This is a genomic window from Pseudomonas sp. (assembly GCF_050739775.1).
Taxonomy (GTDB): Bacteria; Pseudomonadota; Gammaproteobacteria; order Pseudomonadales; family Pseudomonadaceae; genus Aquipseudomonas.
Window position 1 is genome coordinate 26,341 of sequence record NZ_JBOICA010000039.1, and the last position, 15,829, is coordinate 42,169.

The following is a 15,829-nucleotide window of genomic DNA, read 5'->3' on the forward strand; positions in this document are numbered from 1 at the left end:
TAGGCGATGACTGCGCAAACGCTCTACCTCGATGATGCTCTCTACCATTACCTGCAGGCGGTTGCTCTTCGCGAAACGCCGTTGCTGGCCCGCTTGCGCGCCGAAACCCAGGCCCTGCCCGAGGCGCGCTGGCAAGTGGCGCCGGAGCAGGGGCAGTTGCTGGCGTTGCTGGTGCGCTTGATCGGCGCGCAACGGGTGATCGAAGTCGGCACTTTCACTGGCTACAGCGCACTGTGCATGGCCCAGGCCATGGAGCAGGGGCAATTGTTGTGCTGCGATCTTGCCGGCAGCTACAACGCCATTGCCTGGCGCTACTGGCGGGAGGCCGGGGTGGCGGAGCGTATCGAGCTGCGTCTGGCGCCAGCCTTGCAGACTCTGGCTGCGTTGCCGGCGCAGCGTTACGACCTGATCTTCATCGATGCCGACAAGGCCAACTACCCGCGATATCTGGAAGAGGCCTTGCGCTTGCTGCGCACGGGTGGGCTGGTGTTGTTCGACAACACACTGTGGAGCGGGCGAGTGCTCCAGGTGCAGCCTGATAGTGAAGATACGCGAGCGATCCAGGCATTGAACCTGGGGCTCAAGGACGATCCAAGGGTGGACCTGTCGATGTTGCCCATAGGGGATGGCTTGACGCTTTGTCGTAAGCGTTGAATCGCAGGGCAAATCGAGTCGCCGCACCGCCGCTCCCACAGGGTTGCTCAGATCCTGTGGGCTTGCCCCGCGATAAGGCCCACATCATCAGCCATCAACACACCGCCACACTGATCGTTGATCACGCCTGTTTGAGTAGCAGTGCGACCCCCGGATGGTATTGCCCGGCCTCGTTATGCAGCTTGCGGTAGGCGTAGGGGAAGTACCAGGCAATGGCGCAGGCGGTGTGCTTGTGCAGGTCGTCAACCAGGTCCTGAAGCTCTTCGGGGCTGGCATGTTGCCCGGCCTTCCAGGGGCTGGCGAACAGGGCGCCGACCTTGAGCTGGCTGGGTGCAGCCACCTGACGGGCGGCGAAGGCGGTTTCCTGCAGGGCGTTATTCAGGTCCAGGCGGGCGATGCGCGGCCAGCGTTGGCTGGCTTGCAGGTACGCGGCTTCTTCACGGTTGGCAATGTACAAGTCGCAGCGGCCTTCACGCTCACCTTCGTCGCGCTGTTTCTTGCTCTGGTGGTGTTGCAGGGTCACCAGTTCCGCTTGCCAGGCGGCGGCCGAGAGCAGGCTGAGGTTGGCTTGGGCGCCGTGCCAGTAAGGGGCTTCGTTGTCGCCCAGGGTCTGGTTGAGGCGGTCGATGCATTCGACCCAGTGTTCCAGGGCCGGGCGCAGGAATTCCAGGCGCGGGTTGGTGATGACAAGTCCTTGCATGCCGCTCTCTCCTTTATCGTTGTAATCGAGCATAGCCAGGTTATGGCTATTTGATATCACTGATATCAGAGTGACACAAGATGACAATGACGCCATTGATCCAGGCCAGTGCTGCGCCTTGCATTGACGCTCCGGGTGCAACCCTCTAACCTTCGCGACTTGTTTCAGGTGCTCTGTGGGCTGTGGTCTGGCAGGGTGAAACAGGGAAGCCGGTGGGTACGCCAATGCGTGCGAGTCCGGCGCTGCCCCCGCAACGGTAGGTGAGTCAAGGCCGCGCATGGCCACTGGGTAATCACACCCGGGAAGGCGCGCGACCCTGGGTGTTCATGGCCCGCTCACAAGCCCGGAGACCGGCCTGCAACAGCCAACGGCATCACGGAGGGTGATGCGCGGTTTCTTCGGCCTGTGCCGCAGCCCTGCGCGTTTCTCCGTCTGCCTTATCCATTCATCTGTTGCCATCTCTTTGTCGCGAACCCTGTGCAGCCCTGTGCTGCTAGGCTCGTTGCAGATTGGCTGACAATGGTTTGCGGAGACTTCGATGACTGAATCCACCGAGCGTGACGAACGCCACCTGGCACGTATGCTGCGCAAGAAGGCGGTAATCGACGAGCGTATCGCCAACGCCCCTAACGAGTGCGGCCTGCTGCTGGTGCTCAGCGGCAACGGCAAGGGCAAGAGCAGCTCGGCCTTCGGCATGCTTGCCCGGGCCATGGGCCATGGCATGCAGTGCGGCGTGGTGCAGTTCATCAAAGGCCGCAACAGCACCGGCGAAGAGTTGTTTTTCCGGCGTTTTCCCGAGCAGGTGCGCTATCACGTGATGGGTGAGGGCTTTACCTGGGAAACCCAGGATCGCCAGCGTGACATCGCCGCAGCAGAGGCGGCCTGGGCGGTGTCGCGCCAATTGCTTCAGGACCCGACGATCACCTTCGTGGTACTCGATGAACTGAACATTGCTCTCAAGCACGGCTACCTCGATCTGGAGCAAGTGCTCAGCGACCTGCAGGCGCGGCCGCCGATGCAGCATGTGATTGTCACCGGTCGTGGTGCCAAGGATGAAATGATCGAACTGGCCGACACCGTCACTGAGATGGGCATGATCAAACATGCCTTCCAGGCCGGCATCCGTGCGCAGAAGGGCGTTGAACTATGAGTGACACGCGCCACTGCCCGGCGGTGCTGATTGCCGCCCCGGCCTCGGGCCAGGGCAAGACCACCGTGACCGCCGCCCTGGCGCGGCTGCACCGCAACCTGGGGCGCAAGGTGCGGGTGTTCAAGTGCGGCCCGGACTTCCTTGATCCGATGATCCTCGAACGGGCCAGTGGCGCCCCGGTATATCAGCTGGACCTGTGGATGGTCGGTGAGCAGGAAAGTCGGCGGCTGCTCTGGGAGGCGGCGGGCGACGCCGATCTGATCCTGATCGAAGGGGTCATGGGCCTGTTCGACGGTACGCCGTCGAGTGCCGATCTGGCCCGTCATTTTAACGTGCCGGTGCTGGCTGTGATCGACGGTACCGCCATGGCTCAGACCTTCGGCGCCCTGGCTCTGGGCCTGGCGCGTTATCAACCCGACCTGCCATTTGCCGGGGTGCTGGCCAACCGTGTAGGCACCCTGCGTCACGCCCAGTTGCTTGAGGGTAGCCTCACCGAAGGGCTGCGCTGGTACGGCGGCCTGTCGCGGGAAACCGGTATTGAATTACCGAGTCGGCACCTGGGCCTGGTCCAGGCCAGTGAGCTCAACGACCTGGATGTTCGCCTGGACGCTGCAGCTGCTGCCCTGGGTGCCAGTTGTGAGTCGTCCTTGCCGCCTGCAGTGGCTTTCGCAGCACCGACCCCGCAGGACATCGAGCCCTTGCTCGACGGAGTGACGATTGCTGTGGCCCGGGATGAGGCCTTCGCCTTCACCTACGGCGCCAACCTCGACCTGCTGCGGGCCATGGGGGCCGAGCTGAGGTTCTTTTCGCCGTTGCATGACCGTACGCTGCCGCAGGCTGACAGCCTCTACCTGCCGGGCGGCTATCCGGAGCTGCATCACCAGGCGTTGGCGGCCAACACCCCGATGCTCACGGCCATTGGTGATCATCACCAGGCGGGCAAACCCTTGCTCGCTGAATGTGGCGGCATGCTCTATCTGCTTGATGCCCTGACCGATGTCGCCGGGCAGCGTGCCGAGTTGCTAGGCCTGCTTGCAGGCGAGGCAGTGATGCAGAAGCGTCTGGCAGCCCTGGCCCTGCAAGCGGTGGAACTGCCTGAAGGCACCTTGCGCGGGCACACCTACCACCACTCGCTGACCACTACCTCGCTTGCGCCGATTGCCCGCGGTCACAGCCCCAATGGCGGCCGTGGTGCCGAAGCGGTCTACCGCTGTGGCCGACTGACGGCCTCCTACGTGCATTTCTACTTTGCCTCCAACCCCCAAGCGGCGGCGGCGCTGTTGGCACCATGAGTGGCCAGGCTTTCACTGATGCCGAGCGTGCGGCGGTTTACCGAGCGATCGGTGAGCGGCGCGACATGCGTCACTTCATCAAGGGCGAGGTGGCGCCCGAACTGCTCGCACGCCTGCTCGAAGCTGCGCATCAGGCCCCCAGCGTCGGGCTGATGCAGCCCTGGCGCTTTATCCGTATCACCGACCGCGATCTGCGTCAGCGCATCCAGGGGGTGGTAGAAACTGAGCGAGTGCGTACCGCTGAGGCGCTGGGTGAGCGCTCTGATGAATTCATGAAACTCAAGGTTGAAGGTATCAGCGACTGCGCCGAAGTGTTGGTAGCGGCCTTGATGGATGACCGCGAGAAGCACATTTTCGGCCGTCGCACTTTGCCGGAGATGGACCTGGCGTCGCTGTCATGTGCGATCCAGAACCTCTGGCTGGCGGCGCGCGCCGAAGGGCTGGGCATGGGCTGGGTATCGCTGTTCGAACCCCAGGCGCTGGCCGGGCTGCTGGGGATGCCGGACGGTGCCAAGCCGCTGGCGATTCTCTGCCTGGGCCCGGTACAGGCGTTCTATCCGGCACCGATGCTGGTGCTGGAGGGCTGGACCACGGCGCGGCCGTTAAGCGACATGCTGTTTGAAAACCAGTGGGGAGAGTCTTGATGAGTGTGGCGTTGCTGACTGTTGCCGGTGTGGCGCTGGATGCGCTGTTGGGTGAGCCCCAGCGTCGGCATCCACTGGTCGCCTTCGGCCGTCTGGCCGGGCGCCTGGAGCAGCGTTTCAATGCCGCTGGCCGCGGCTGGCGCAGCCATGGCGTGACGGCCTGGTTCCTGGCGGTGATTCCCCTGACCTTGTTGGTCACCTTGCTGTCCTGGCTGCCCTACATCGGTTGGTTGGTGGAGGTGCTGGCCTTGTATTGCGCCTTGGGCCTGCGCAGCCTGGGGGAACACGTGACCCCGGTAGCCGACGCCTTGCGCCGCGGTGATCTGGATGAAGCGCGCCGTCGTGTAGGCTTTCTGGTCAGCCGCGAAACCCGGGAGCTGGACGAAACCGCAGTGGCGCGCGCTGCCACCGAATCGGTGCTGGAGAATGGCAGCGATGCGGTGTTCGCCGCACTGTTCTGGTTTGTTCTGGCAGGCGCACCGGGTGTGGTGCTCTATCGCCTGAGCAATACCCTGGATGCCATGTGGGGCTACCGCAATGAACGCTTCGAGCGTTTCGGCTGGGCCGCAGCGCGTATCGATGACCTGCTCAACTACATACCGGCACGGCTGGTGGCGCTGACTTACGCGTTGCTCGGCAAGACCCGACTGGCTCTCTCGTGCTGGCGGCGTCAGGCGCCGTTGTGGGACAGCCCCAATGCAGGGCCTGTGATGGCCGCAGGCGCGGGGGCCTTGGGTGTGGAGCTGGGTGGCCCGGCGGTGTATCACGGTGAACTGCACGAGCGTGCACAACTGGGCGAAGGCCCGGTGGCCGATGCCGATGCTATCGAACGCGGCTGGCGTCTGGTGTGCCAGGGTGTCTGGTTGTGGTTGCTGCTGTTGTGCCTGGGGGCTGAATTCTATGCTTGAGCACGGTGGGCGACTGCAGCGTGCAGTGCAGCATTACGGTATTGCCCGGGAACGCTGGCTGGACCTGTCCAGCGGCATTGCACCCTGGTCCTACGCCATTCCGGACATTCCGCTGCGTGCCTGGGCGCGCTTGCCGGAGACCGACGACGGTCTGGAGCAGGCCGCAGCCGAGTATTACCGCGTCAACCAGGTACTTCCGGTAGCGGGCTCACAGGCCGCGATCCAGGCCTTGCCGCAACTGCGCGCCCGCGGCACGGTTGGCGTACTGTCGCCGTGTTACGCCGAGCACGCTGAGGGCTGGCGGCGTGCCAGGCATCAAGTGCTTGAGCTGCAGTGCGAGCAAGTGGACGACCTGCTCGAGCGCCTTGATGTGCTGGTGGTGGTCAACCCGAACAATCCCACCGGCTGCTTGCTCACGGCTGAGCAGTTGCTGGGTTGGCATGCCCGTCTGGTCCAGCGTGGTGGCTGGTTGCTGGTCGACGAAGCCTTTATCGACAACACCCCGCAGCACAGCATTGGCGCCCAGGCAGAACGTCCGGGGCTGATCGTGCTGCGCTCGTTCGGCAAGTTCTTCGGCCTTGCGGGTGTGCGTCTGGGCTTTGTGTTGGCTGAACCTGCGTTGTTGCAACGCCTGGCCGAACTGCTGGGCCCCTGGACCGTCAGCGGGCCAACGCGGATTCTCGGCCAGGCCTGTCTGCTCGACAGCGCCGCGCATCAGCAGCAGATTGTTCGCTGTGCGGCGGCCAGTCAGCAACTGGCCGCCTTGCTGAGCACTGCGGGTTTTACTCCAGCAGGAGGCTGCGATCTGTTCCAGTACCTGGTCACCGATCAGGCCGTGCAGTTATATGAGTTCATGGCCCGACGGGGCATTTTGCTGCGCCTGTTCAGCCAACCGGCCAGTCTGCGCTTTGGTCTACCGGCTACGGAACAGGACTTTCAGCGACTGCAACAGGCGTTCAACGACTACCGCAAGGAACAGCCATGAGTACCCTGATGGTGCAGGGCACCACCTCCGATGCCGGCAAGAGCACCCTGGTTACTGCGCTGTGCCGCTGGTTGTTGCGCCAGGGTGTGGCAGTGGTGCCGTTCAAGCCGCAGAACATGGCGCTCAACAGTGCCGTGACCGCCGACGGTGGCGAGATCGGCCGCGCCCAGGCTGTCCAGGCCCAAGCGGCGGGACTGGCGCCGCATACAGACATGAACCCGGTGCTGCTCAAGCCCAACAGCGACACCGGCGCCCAGGTGATTGTCCACGGTCGTGCGGTCACCAGCATGAACGCGGTGGCGTATCACGACTACAAGGTTATCGCCATGCAGGCGGTGCTGGACTCTCATCAGCGCTTGAGTGCGCAGTACCCGGTGGTGATGGTCGAAGGGGCGGGCTCGCCAGCGGAGATCAACCTGCGCGCCGGTGATATCGCCAACATGGGCTTTGCCGAAGCAGTGGACTGCCCGGTGATCCTGATTGCCGATATTAACCGGGGTGGGGTTTTCGCCCATCTGGTTGGCACCCTGGAACTGCTGTCGGCCAGTGAGCAGGCGCGGGTCAAAGGATTTGTCATCAACCGTTTTCGGGGCGACCTCGCCTTGCTGCAGCCGGGCCTGGACTGGCTTGAGGCGCGCACCGGCAAGCCGGTCCTGGGCGTGTTGCCGTATGTGATGGACCTGCATCTGGAAGCCGAGGACGGCATCGATCAGCGCCAGGGTGACAAGGCCGCGCGCGCACTCAAAGTGATCGTGCCGGTGCTGCCGCGCATCAGCAACCATACCGATTTCGACCCGCTACGCCTGCATCCGCAAGTGGACCTGCAGTTCATCGGCCCTGGTGATCCCATTCCGCCAGCAGACCTGATCATCTTGCCTGGCTCCAAGAGCGTGCGCGGCGATCTGGCGCAGTTGCGTGCCCGTGGTTGGGACCAGGCCATCCGTCGCCATCTACGTTATGGCGGCAAGGTGTTGGGTATCTGTGGCGGCCTGCAGATGCTCGGTCAGCGGGTGGAGGATCCGCTGGGGCTGGAAGGGGCGGCAGGCAGCAGTGAAGGACTGGGCTTATTCGATTTCGTCACCGTGCTGGAGGCGCAAAAGCAACTGCGTAACGTGGCGGGTACCTTGCAGTTGGAGCAGGCGCCGATCAGCGGCTACGAAATCCATGCCGGGGTGACGCATGGCGCCGCTCTGGAGCATCCTGCGGTGCATCTGGCGGACGGTCGCAGCGATGGCGCCATCAGTGCCGACGGGCAGGTCCTCGCGACCTACCTGCACGGCCTGTTCGAAAACCTGCAATCGTGCGCGGCGCTGTTGCGCTGGGCCGGTTTGCACGAGGTCGAACACGTCGATTACCAGGCCCTGCGCGAGCGCGACATCGAGCGCCTGGCCGACCTGGTCGAGCAGCACCTGGATACTCGCTGTCTACGACAACTGTGCGGACTGAATCGACATGCTTAACCTGATCCTTGGTGGTGCCCGTTCTGGCAAGAGTCGCCTGGCCGAACAATTGGCCGAGCGCAGTGGCTTGTCAGTCACCTACATCGCCACCAGCGAACCGCTGGATGGTGAAATGAATGCCCGGGTACAACTGCACCGTGAGCGCCGACCGTCCAGTTGGGGCCTGATCGAAGAGCCCCTGGCCCTGGCTCAGGTGCTGCGCGCCAACGCTGGTGCCGGGCGCTGCCTGCTGGTGGACTGCCTGACCCTATGGCTGACCAACCTGCTGATGCTGGATAACCCCGAGCGTCTGCTGGCCGAGCGCACCGCGCTGCTCGAATGCCTGGTCGAGCTACCCGGCGAGATCATTCTGGTCAGCAACGAGACAGGCCTTGGCGTTGTACCACTGGGCGAGCTGACCCGCCGGTACGTCGATGAAGCTGGCTGGTTGCACCAGGCCATTGCCGAGCGCTGTCAGCGGGTGGTGCTCACTGTCGCTGGCCTACCCCTTACTCTGAAAGGAACTGCACCATGAGTCAGACCTGGTGGCTGGATGCCTGCCGTGCCGTTGATCAGGCTGCTTGCAAGCAGGCCTTGGCGCGTCAGCAGCAATTGACCAAGCCGGCCGGCTCCCTTGGGCGGCTGGAATTGATCGCGGTACAGCTTGCCGGCCTGCAGGGGCAACTCAAGCCATGCCTGGATCGGGTGAGCATCGTGATCTTCGCTGGCGATCATGGGGTGGTCGCCGAAGGCATCTCGGCCTACCCCCAGGCGGTGACCGGGCAGATGCTGCAGAACTTTGTCGGCGGTGGTGCGGCGATCAGCGTGCTGGCGCGTCAACTGCAGGCGCAGTTGGAGGTGGTGGACCTGGGCACCATCGACCCGGACTTGAGTTTGCCGGGTGTGCGACACCTGCGGGTCGGTGCTGGCACGGCGAATTTTGCCAAGGCCCCGGCAATGACCTGGGAGCAAGGCCTGCAAGCGCTGCAGGGTGGTCGTGAGAGTGCCTTGCGGGCAGCGGCCGGCGGCGCCCAACTGTTCATTGGCGGTGAGATGGGCATCGGCAATACCACCGCAGCCAGTGCCTTGGCCTGTGCCTTGCTCAAGTGCCCGGCCATTGAACTCAGTGGCCCTGGTACTGGCCTGGATGCCGCTGGCGTTCGCCACAAGGCCGAGGTTATCGAGCGCGCCTTACAGGTCCATGCGGGCCTGTCCGCTGATCCATTGCAGCGGTTGTTCTGCTTTGGTGGCTTTGAAATCGCCGCTTTGGTGGGGGCCTACCTGGGCTGTGCCCAGGCTGGGGTTGCGGTACTGATCGATGGCTTTATCTGCACCGTTGCCGCGTTGGTGGCGGTGCGGATCAATTCAGGTTGCCGTGACTGGCTGTTGTTTGGTCACCGGGGCGCCGAGCCAGGCCACCGTCGCGTGTTGGCCGAATTGGCTGCCGAGCCTGTGCTGGAGCTCGGATTGCGCCTGGGCGAGGGCAGTGGTGCGGCGCTGGCCGTTCCAGTGCTGCGCCTGGCTTGCGACCTGCACGGGCAGATGGCGACCTTCGCCGAAGCCGCCGTGGCGGACCGTCCGGCATGATCATCGACCTGTTGCGCCACGGTGAAACCGAGCTGGGTGGCGGCCTGCGCGGCAGCCTCGATGATGCGCTGACAGCCAAGGGCTGGGCGCAGATGCAGGCAGCGGTGGAAGGAGCCGGACCTTGGCAGGCCTTGGTCAGTTCACCCTTGCAGCGCTGTGCACGTTTTGCCCAGGCGCTGGGCGAGCAAATGTGCTTGCCACTGCAGTTGGCACCTGGGTTGCGGGAGCTGCATTTTGGTGAGTGGGAAGGGCGCAGCGCCGCCGATCTGATGCTCACCCATGAGCAGCAGCTGGGGCAGTTCTGGGCGGATCCCTATGTCTTCACCCCTCCCGGCGGTGAGCAGGTAATCGATTTCTCCAATCGGGTGCTGGCAGCCATTACCGAGTTGCACCGGGAACATGCTGGCAAGCACCTGTTGCTGGTTACCCATGGTGGCGTGATGCGTCTGTTGCTGGCGCGGGCCAGGGGGCTGCCCCGTGAGCAGTTGCTGCAGGTCGAAGTCGGCCATGGTGCCTTGTGCCGCCTTGAGGTGCTGGCTGACGGCAGTCTGCGAGAAGTGCACTGAGATGCTGGCGTTCTGGATTGCCTTGCAGTTTCTCAGCAGTTTGCCGGTGCGTCTGCCGGGGATGCCGTCACCAGAACAACTGGGTCGCTCTCTGTTGTTCTACCCGGTGGTGGGTCTGCTGTTTGGCGTGCTGCTCTGGGGCCTGAACGCTGTGCTCGATGGCAGCCCGTTGCTGCTGCACACGGCCTTGTTGCTCAGTGCCTGGGTCATGCTCAGCGGCGGTCTGCACCTGGATGGCCTGGCCGACAGTGCCGATGCCTGGCTGGGCGGCTTCGGTGACCGCGAGCGTACCCTTGAGATCATGAAGGACCCACGCAGCGGGCCAATCGCCGTGGTGACGCTGGTGCTGGTGCTGTTGCTCAAGTTCTGCGCCTTGCTGGTGCTGGTGGAGCGTGGTCAGGGCCCGTTGTTGATCCTGGCGCCGTTGCTTGGCCGGGCGGCTTTGCTCGGTCTGTTTCTGTCTACACCTTATGTGCGGGCCGGTGGATTGGGTCAGGCTCTGGCCGATCATGTGCCGCGCCGTAGCGGGGGATGGGTGTTGCTTGCCAGTTGCATCCTGTGTCTGTGTCTGGCAGGTCTGCAAGGCTTGTATGTTTTGGCTGCTGTTGGTGTAGCTTTTTTCTGTATTCGTCGAATGATGATTCGGCGATTGGCTGGGGCCACTGGGGACACTGCCGGTGCATTACTGGAATTGCTTGAGTTGACGGTTTTACTCACTCTGGCGCTGTAATCCCTGGCAATCAGCGAGTCCTTTCCCCGGACGGCCTCAGGTGTATGCTTCCCCCTTCTTTGTCAGGGGAGGTGGCATATGAAGGGGTTACTGCAAGGCGGGCTGCTGGCCTTGTGTTGTTTTTTCGCCACCGCCAAGGCGGCAGACCTGATCGACTTCTGGGATGCCCCACGTCATGGTGGCAACAGTTTCAACCGACTGCCGCCTGATCAGGCGTACTTCCAGGCGCTCAAGGATTACGGCGCCACCTGGGTGCGGCTGTCTTATGACAAGTGGCAACCTGTCGGTCGTGACTTCCTGCTGGGCGACGCCGATGGCTACAAGGGGCTGGCCACCGAGGATCTGGCGCAACTGCGCAAGGCACTCGATGCTGCCCATGCCGCCGGGCTCAAGGTAGTCATTGCGCCACTGTCATTGCCGGGCATGCGCTGGGCGCAGAACAATCATGGTCGTTTCGACGACCGCCTGTGGCAGGACAAGGCCTGGTGGACGCAATCGGCCGCCTTCTGGCGTGATCTGGCCACAGCCCTCAAGGATCATCCAGCGATAGCCGCCTACAACCTGATCAACGAGCCGGCTCCGGAAAAGATGGGCAGGCTTGCTGAACATGCCCAGGCCGCCGACATGCGTGCCTGGTATCAGCAACAGCAGGGCAGCGCCCGTGATCTACCGGCCTTCTATACGCAGATCATCGCCGCCATCCGCGAAGTGGACCCGTTGACGCCAGTGATGGTCGATGCCGGCTGGTATGCCGCCGCTGATGCCTTTGCCTACTGGCCGAGCGCGCTGTCCGATGCGCGCGTGCTGTACAGCTTTCATATGTACGAGCCCTATGAGGCTACCAGCGCACCCAACATGAACCGCGCAAAACCTTATGCCTATCCCGGGCCGGTGAAGTTTGCCGGTCAGCAGCAGGCATGGGACAGCGCCAGGGTCGAGACTTACCTGCAAAGCCCCTTGCAGTGGGCGCAAGCGCAGCAAGTGCCTGCCAACCGCCTGGTAGCAGGGGAGTTCGGCTGCATGCGCCGCTTGCCGGGGTGCCGACAATACCTTGAGGACGTGCTGGGCACGCTTGACCGGGCCAACCTGCACTGGGCCTTTTACAGCTTTCGTGAGGACAGCTGGGACGGCATGGACTACGAGCTGGGCAGCGCCAAGGTGCCCTGGGCTTATTGGCAGGCGATCGAACAGGGGCGTGCGGACCCGCTGAAACGCCAGGCTACGACTGAGTTCGAGCCAATTCGCAAACGCCTGCAGCCTTAGTTTGATCAGGAAATGCTTGCTCTGGGGATTATGCGGGTATATACACCTAATCATGTTGACCAGTGAATGCATCTGCACCCATCTGCGTCGTGCTGCCCGAGGGGTCAGCCGGCACTATGACGAGGCCCTTGAAGGCTTCGGGATCAATGTTGCGCAGTTTTCTCTGCTGCGCCATTTGCGTCGTCTCGACCAGCCGAGTATTTCGACCCTGGCCGAGGCCATGGGCCTGGATCGCAGTACCCTGGGGCGTAACCTGCGGGTGCTGGAGGCTGAAGGGCTGGTGGCGTTGGCGGAAGGCCGTGATCTGCGCAATCGTCTTGTGCTGCTGACCGATCAGGGCCGTGAGCGTTTAAGAGTGGCCGAGCCTGCCTGGGAAAAAGCCCAGACAAGCCTGATCGATACCCTGGGTGAAGGGCAGCGCGATGAACTGGTACGTCTGCTTGAGCTGCTTGCCTGAGCCTTTTTTCGACTTAAAGCGGGTATATACCCGTATAACCTTGCGGCGTTGTGGAGAAAACAAAAATGACATCGGTATGGCGAAGCAGTGGTTGGATTCTCCTGGGGGCTGCGTTGATCCTGGCGCTCTCTCTGGGGGTGCGGCATGGCTTCGGCTTGTTCCTGGCACCCATGAGCGCGGATTTTGGCTGGGGACGTGAGGTGTTCGCCTTCGCCATTGCCTTGCAGAACCTGATCTGGGGCTTGGCGCAACCCTTCGCTGGGGCCCTGGCCGACCGCCTGGGGGCGGCAAAAGTGGTGATGGTCGGCGGGATCCTCTATGCCGTAGGTCTGGTGCTGATGGGCATGTCCGATTCGGCTGTGACCCTGTCATTGAGCGCGGGCCTGCTGATTGGTATTGGCCTTTCCGGCACCTCGTTCTCGGTGATCCTCGGTGTGGTCGGTCGTGCCGTACCCGCTGAGAAGCGCAGCATGGCCATGGGTATTGCCAGTGCTGCAGGTTCCTTTGGTCAGTTCGCCATGCTGCCGGGTACCCTCGGCCTGATTGGCTGGCTTGGCTGGTCGGCAGCCTTGCTGGTGCTGGGTCTGCTGGTGGCGTTCATTGTACCGCTGGTTGGCTTGTTGAAGGATCGGCCGCTGCCTAGCCACGGTGCCGAGCAGAGTCTTGGTCAGGCGCTGCGTGAGGCCTGCTCACATTCCGGTTTCTGGTTGCTGGCACTGGGCTTTTTCGTCTGTGGTTTCCAGGTGGTGTTCATCGGCGTGCACCTGCCGGCCTATCTGGTCGACCAGCACCTGCCGGCAACCATTGGTACTACGGTGCTGGCGCTGGTGGGCTTGTTCAATATCGTCGGCACCTACACCGCTGGCTGGCTGGGCGGGCGGATGTCCAAGCCGCGCTTGTTGACGGCACTCTATTTGTTACGCGCGGTGGTGATCGTACTGTTCCTGTGGGCGCCTGTTACCCAGTTCAGTGCCTACCTGTTCGGCATTGCCATGGGCTTGCTGTGGCTGTCGACAGTGCCGCTGACCAATGGCACGGTGGCGACCCTGTTCGGTGTGCGTAACCTGTCGATGCTCGGCGGTATCGTCTTCCTGTTCCACCAGTTGGGTGCCTTCCTGGGCGGCTGGCTGGGTGGCGTGGTGTACGACAAGACCGGCAACTACGACCTGGTCTGGCAGATCTCGATTCTACTCAGCCTGCTGGCGGCAGCCCTCAACTGGCCGGTGCGTGAACGTCCGGTGGCGCGCCTGCAGGCGCAAGCGGCATGAACCGCTTGGCACTGCGCGGGCTCCTGGCCCTGGTCGCGCTACTGCTCCTGGCCCTGGTCTGGTGGGGCTGGCAGGCGGGTGGTCTGGCGTTGATGCAGTTGGGCATGGGCGTGTGCTAGGCGTATTCTGCAAGCTCTATGTCGGTTCAAGGGAGAGACGATGATGCGCACTCGCTGGATGTTGGTTCCACTGTTTACCCTGATGGCTGCGGCTTCTGTGCAGGCAGCCGAGTGTCCGGCGCTGCTCAAGGAGCAGGGCAGTCTGCCGGCGTTGCGCGGCAAGGAGCAGATAGACCTGTGTGAACGATTCGCCGGCAAGCCGCTGGTAGTCGTTAACACCGCCAGCTACTGCGGCTTCGCCCCGCAGTTCGAGGGCCTTGAAAGCGTCTACAAGACCTATCACCAGCAGGGCCTGGAAATACTCGGGGTACCGTCCAACGACTTCAAGCAGGAGGACGCCGACATCGAGAAGACGGCCAAGGTCTGTTATGCCAACTACGGCGTCACTTTCACCATGACCAAGCCGCAGCCGGTGCGTGGCAGCGATGCGGCACCGTTGTTCAAGGCGTTGGCCGAGCAGAGCGGTGCGCCAAAGTGGAACTTCTACAAGTACGTGGTCGATCGCCAGGGCAAGGTGATCGCCAGCTTCCCCAGTCTGACCAAGCCGGATGATCCCAAGTTCATGGCCGCTATCGAGAAGGCCATCGCCTCGCAGCCGTGAAGTGCCGTTTCAGTGGCCGGGGTGAACGGTCCAGGCCACTAGCTTGAGCACGATCGGGCGCACCACCAGGACGCAGGCAAACGCGACCGGCATGGCCAGCTGATAGGCCTTGAGTACATTGCTCAGGTAGTAGGCGTCGATGCCGGCGTTGGCGGCGGTGATCACGAAGCACATCAGCAGGGCCATGATCGCTGACATGTAGAAGGCGAACACGTAAGGGGTGGTGCGAACGCCAAGTTTACGTCGGCGGCGGGTGACATTCTGCATGGTCATGCGGACTCCTTGTGTGGTGTGAAGGGCGCAGCCTAACAAGCGCGACAGCGGCTCAGGTAGACGAGGCTGGCTTAGGTCTTTATAAAGAGATTCTTACGAATGCTGGATTGATCTGCATGAATCTGCTGGGCTCGATCAAGAGTTTCATCAAGGTTGTCGAAGCTGGCAGCATCGCCGGAGGTGCCAGAACCCTGGGTTTGAGTGCGGCGGCGGTCAGCCAGAATATTGCCCGTCTGGAAGCCCATCTCGAGGTCCGGCTACTGTCGCGGACCACCCGCAGCATGGCCTTGACTGCCAATGGCACGCTCTATTATGAGAAGGTCAAACATATCGAGCGTGATCTCGAACAGGCCCACCTGGCAGTCACGACACCTGACAGCGAGCCGAAGGGGCGCTTGTCTATCGCTTCTTCTTCGGCATTTGGTCGGCATGTACTGGCACCGTTGATTCCAGCCTTTAGTGCCCGCTATCCGCAACTTTCGATTGAACTGGTTACGAATGATCGACGGGTCAATCATGCCCAGGAAGGCGTCGACGTCAGTATCCGGATCAAGCCGCAGCTGGAAGATGGCCTGTTGGCGCGGCGCATTGCCCAAGTGCCGTTCATTTGCTGCGCTTCACCAGGTTATCTGGCCCAGGCCGGATGGCCTGGGGCGCCGGAGCAGCTCAAGCAGCATCGTTGCCTGGTGTTTCGCTATCCGGTGGATGGGCGCTTTCTGCGTTGGGGGTTTGTTCGCGATGGTCTGCGCTTTGATGCCGAGTTTGCTGATGTGTTGATCAGCGACGATATCGATGTGCTGACCCAGATGGCGCTCAACCATGGTGGCATCGCGCGGCTGGCCGACTTCGTGGCCCGGCCCTTTATCGAGCGTGGGCAGTTGGTAGCGCTGTTCGAATACTCACAGCCCGCCCAGGCCTATGCCCAGACCGAGCCGATGGATATCTATCTGTGTGTGGCTGATCGCTTTGCCATGACGCCCAAGGTGCGGGTGTTCATGGCGTATCTTCAGGACAACCTGGCGCAGGCCTGGCCTGGAGAGCAGGCATGAAAAACCGCCGAAATCGGCGGTTTTTTGTGTTGTGCGCCCAGCATGGGCGCAATCTTGCGGGTGAAAGTTCCGCCGTGAGCTGACCACAGCGAACGAAGTGAAGCGCAACTGCATGAGGGCGACCAAGTGTGGGGAGGAAGCGTG

19 protein-coding genes and 1 riboswitch are annotated in these 15,829 nt (G+C 62.7%); of the genes, 17 read left to right on the forward strand and 2 right to left on the reverse strand.

From position 1 onward, the window contains the following. Positions 1-6: 6 nt before the first annotated feature. The gene (locus ACRESH_RS19235; protein WP_431743462.1) at positions 7-654 is read left to right on the forward strand and encodes an O-methyltransferase; all 648 of its coding nucleotides are present in this window, start codon (positions 7-9) and stop codon (positions 652-654) included. Positions 655-775: 121 nt separating this feature from the next. Here ACRESH_RS19235 and ACRESH_RS19240 read toward each other — a convergent pair whose 3' ends face one another. Then, the gene (locus tag ACRESH_RS19240; RefSeq protein ID WP_431743463.1) at positions 776-1,354 is read right to left on the reverse strand and encodes a hypothetical protein; all 579 of its coding nucleotides are present in this window, start codon (positions 1,352-1,354) and stop codon (positions 776-778) included. Positions 1,355-1,503: 149 nt separating this feature from the next. Beyond that, positions 1,504-1,727: riboswitch (cobalamin riboswitch) on the forward strand. A 165-nt stretch (positions 1,728-1,892) separates the two neighbouring features. Here ACRESH_RS19240 and cobO point away from each other — a divergent pair. The 15 genes from cobO to ACRESH_RS19315 all read left to right on the forward strand — a co-directional run bounded on the left by cobO (position 1,893) and on the right by ACRESH_RS19315 (position 14,363). Beyond that, a complete protein-coding gene (gene cobO / locus ACRESH_RS19245) occupies positions 1,893-2,504 on the forward strand; it encodes a cob(I)yrinic acid a,c-diamide adenosyltransferase (protein ID WP_431743464.1) in 612 nt (203 codons plus the stop codon). After that, complete coding sequence (locus tag ACRESH_RS19250; protein ID WP_431743465.1) at positions 2,501-3,796, forward strand: cobyrinate a,c-diamide synthase; 1,296 nt, start codon at positions 2,501-2,503, stop codon at positions 3,794-3,796. Before cobO ends, ACRESH_RS19250 begins: the two co-directional genes overlap by 4 nt. Next, on the forward strand, positions 3,793-4,440 hold the full coding sequence (gene bluB, locus ACRESH_RS19255) for a 5,6-dimethylbenzimidazole synthase (protein WP_431743466.1): 648 nt from the start codon (positions 3,793-3,795) through the stop codon (positions 4,438-4,440). The genes ACRESH_RS19250 and bluB overlap by 4 nt, the downstream gene beginning before the upstream one ends. Beyond that, positions 4,440-5,348: an adenosylcobinamide-phosphate synthase CbiB gene (gene cbiB, locus ACRESH_RS19260; protein ID WP_431743467.1), complete on the forward strand. Its 909-nt coding sequence runs from the start codon at positions 4,440-4,442 to the stop codon at positions 5,346-5,348. The genes bluB and cbiB overlap by 1 nt, the downstream gene beginning before the upstream one ends. Next, positions 5,341-6,333, forward strand: coding sequence for a threonine-phosphate decarboxylase CobD (gene cobD, locus ACRESH_RS19265; protein WP_431743468.1), 993 nt, complete (start codon positions 5,341-5,343; stop codon positions 6,331-6,333). Before cbiB ends, cobD begins: the two co-directional genes overlap by 8 nt. Beyond that, positions 6,330-7,793 carry a cobyric acid synthase gene (locus ACRESH_RS19270; RefSeq protein WP_431743469.1) on the forward strand — a complete coding sequence of 488 codons (1,464 nt, stop codon included), beginning with the start codon at positions 6,330-6,332 and terminating at the stop codon, positions 7,791-7,793. The genes cobD and ACRESH_RS19270 overlap by 4 nt, the downstream gene beginning before the upstream one ends. Next, positions 7,786-8,307 carry a bifunctional adenosylcobinamide kinase/adenosylcobinamide-phosphate guanylyltransferase gene (cobU, locus tag ACRESH_RS19275; protein ID WP_431743470.1) on the forward strand — a complete coding sequence of 174 codons (522 nt, stop codon included), beginning with the start codon at positions 7,786-7,788 and terminating at the stop codon, positions 8,305-8,307. The genes ACRESH_RS19270 and cobU overlap by 8 nt, the downstream gene beginning before the upstream one ends. Then, positions 8,304-9,359 carry a nicotinate-nucleotide--dimethylbenzimidazole phosphoribosyltransferase gene (gene cobT / locus ACRESH_RS19280; protein WP_431743471.1) on the forward strand — a complete coding sequence of 352 codons (1,056 nt, stop codon included), beginning with the start codon at positions 8,304-8,306 and terminating at the stop codon, positions 9,357-9,359. The genes cobU and cobT overlap by 4 nt, the downstream gene beginning before the upstream one ends. Continuing rightward, on the forward strand, positions 9,356-9,925 hold the full coding sequence (cobC, locus tag ACRESH_RS19285) for an alpha-ribazole phosphatase family protein (RefSeq protein WP_431743472.1): 570 nt from the start codon (positions 9,356-9,358) through the stop codon (positions 9,923-9,925). Before cobT ends, cobC begins: the two co-directional genes overlap by 4 nt. Position 9,926: 1 nt before the next feature. Next, complete coding sequence (locus ACRESH_RS19290; RefSeq protein WP_431743473.1) at positions 9,927-10,655, forward strand: adenosylcobinamide-GDP ribazoletransferase; 729 nt, start codon at positions 9,927-9,929, stop codon at positions 10,653-10,655. Positions 10,656-10,805: 150 nt separating this feature from the next. After that, positions 10,806-11,918, forward strand: coding sequence for a glycoside hydrolase family 5 protein (locus ACRESH_RS19295; protein WP_431743479.1), 1,113 nt, complete (start codon positions 10,806-10,808; stop codon positions 11,916-11,918). Between the two features lie 52 nt (positions 11,919-11,970). Beyond that, on the forward strand, positions 11,971-12,375 hold the full coding sequence (locus ACRESH_RS19300; RefSeq protein WP_431743474.1) for a MarR family winged helix-turn-helix transcriptional regulator: 405 nt from the start codon (positions 11,971-11,973) through the stop codon (positions 12,373-12,375). A 65-nt stretch (positions 12,376-12,440) separates the two neighbouring features. Beyond that, on the forward strand, positions 12,441-13,643 hold the full coding sequence (locus ACRESH_RS19305) for an MFS transporter (RefSeq protein ID WP_431743475.1): 1,203 nt from the start codon (positions 12,441-12,443) through the stop codon (positions 13,641-13,643). Next, positions 13,640-13,762, forward strand: coding sequence for a hypothetical protein (locus tag ACRESH_RS19310; RefSeq protein WP_431743476.1), 123 nt, complete (start codon positions 13,640-13,642; stop codon positions 13,760-13,762). The genes ACRESH_RS19305 and ACRESH_RS19310 overlap by 4 nt, the downstream gene beginning before the upstream one ends. 43 nt (positions 13,763-13,805) lie before the next feature. Next, complete coding sequence (locus ACRESH_RS19315; protein WP_431743480.1) at positions 13,806-14,363, forward strand: glutathione peroxidase; 558 nt, start codon at positions 13,806-13,808, stop codon at positions 14,361-14,363. A 9-nt stretch (positions 14,364-14,372) separates the two neighbouring features. Here ACRESH_RS19315 and ACRESH_RS19320 read toward each other — a convergent pair whose 3' ends face one another. Beyond that, positions 14,373-14,636 carry a DUF2798 domain-containing protein gene (locus ACRESH_RS19320; RefSeq protein ID WP_431743477.1) on the reverse strand — a complete coding sequence of 88 codons (264 nt, stop codon included), beginning with the start codon at positions 14,634-14,636 and terminating at the stop codon, positions 14,373-14,375. 116 nt (positions 14,637-14,752) lie between these two features. On the opposite strand from ACRESH_RS19320, the gene ACRESH_RS19325 reads away from it, so the two are divergent. After that, positions 14,753-15,685, forward strand: coding sequence for a LysR family transcriptional regulator (locus tag ACRESH_RS19325; protein ID WP_431743478.1), 933 nt, complete (start codon positions 14,753-14,755; stop codon positions 15,683-15,685). The last annotated feature ends 144 nt before the right edge of the window (positions 15,686-15,829 follow it).

Excerpts from the sequence above, each read along its gene's own strand:
- ACRESH_RS19310 (WP_431743476.1), top strand. The coding sequence starts at position 13,640 with ATGAACCGCTTGGCACTGCGCGGGCTCCTGGCCCTGGTCGCGCTACTG.
- ACRESH_RS19235 (WP_431743462.1), top strand. The coding sequence starts at position 7 with ATGACTGCGCAAACGCTCTACCTCGATGATGCTCTCTACCATTACCTG.
- ACRESH_RS19250 (WP_431743465.1), top strand. The coding sequence starts at position 2,501 with ATGAGTGACACGCGCCACTGCCCGGCGGTGCTGATTGCCGCCCCGGCC.
- bluB (WP_431743466.1), top strand. The coding sequence starts at position 3,793 with ATGAGTGGCCAGGCTTTCACTGATGCCGAGCGTGCGGCGGTTTACCGA.
- ACRESH_RS19240 (WP_431743463.1), bottom strand. The coding sequence starts at position 1,354 with ATGCAAGGACTTGTCATCACCAACCCGCGCCTGGAATTCCTGCGCCCG.
- cobC (WP_431743472.1), top strand. The coding sequence starts at position 9,356 with ATGATCATCGACCTGTTGCGCCACGGTGAAACCGAGCTGGGTGGCGGC.
- ACRESH_RS19290 (WP_431743473.1), top strand. The coding sequence starts at position 9,927 with ATGCTGGCGTTCTGGATTGCCTTGCAGTTTCTCAGCAGTTTGCCGGTG.
- ACRESH_RS19315 (WP_431743480.1), top strand. The coding sequence starts at position 13,806 with ATGCGCACTCGCTGGATGTTGGTTCCACTGTTTACCCTGATGGCTGCG.
- cobD (WP_431743468.1), top strand. The coding sequence starts at position 5,341 with ATGCTTGAGCACGGTGGGCGACTGCAGCGTGCAGTGCAGCATTACGGT.
- cobO (WP_431743464.1), top strand. The coding sequence starts at position 1,893 with ATGACTGAATCCACCGAGCGTGACGAACGCCACCTGGCACGTATGCTG.
- ACRESH_RS19305 (WP_431743475.1), top strand. The coding sequence starts at position 12,441 with ATGACATCGGTATGGCGAAGCAGTGGTTGGATTCTCCTGGGGGCTGCG.
- ACRESH_RS19325 (WP_431743478.1), top strand. The coding sequence starts at position 14,753 with ATGAATCTGCTGGGCTCGATCAAGAGTTTCATCAAGGTTGTCGAAGCT.
- ACRESH_RS19300 (WP_431743474.1), top strand. The coding sequence starts at position 11,971 with ATGTTGACCAGTGAATGCATCTGCACCCATCTGCGTCGTGCTGCCCGA.
- cobU (WP_431743470.1), top strand. The coding sequence starts at position 7,786 with ATGCTTAACCTGATCCTTGGTGGTGCCCGTTCTGGCAAGAGTCGCCTG.
- cobT (WP_431743471.1), top strand. The coding sequence starts at position 8,304 with ATGAGTCAGACCTGGTGGCTGGATGCCTGCCGTGCCGTTGATCAGGCT.
- ACRESH_RS19270 (WP_431743469.1), top strand. The coding sequence starts at position 6,330 with ATGAGTACCCTGATGGTGCAGGGCACCACCTCCGATGCCGGCAAGAGC.
- cbiB (WP_431743467.1), top strand. The coding sequence starts at position 4,440 with ATGAGTGTGGCGTTGCTGACTGTTGCCGGTGTGGCGCTGGATGCGCTG.
- ACRESH_RS19320 (WP_431743477.1), bottom strand. The coding sequence starts at position 14,636 with ATGACCATGCAGAATGTCACCCGCCGCCGACGTAAACTTGGCGTTCGC.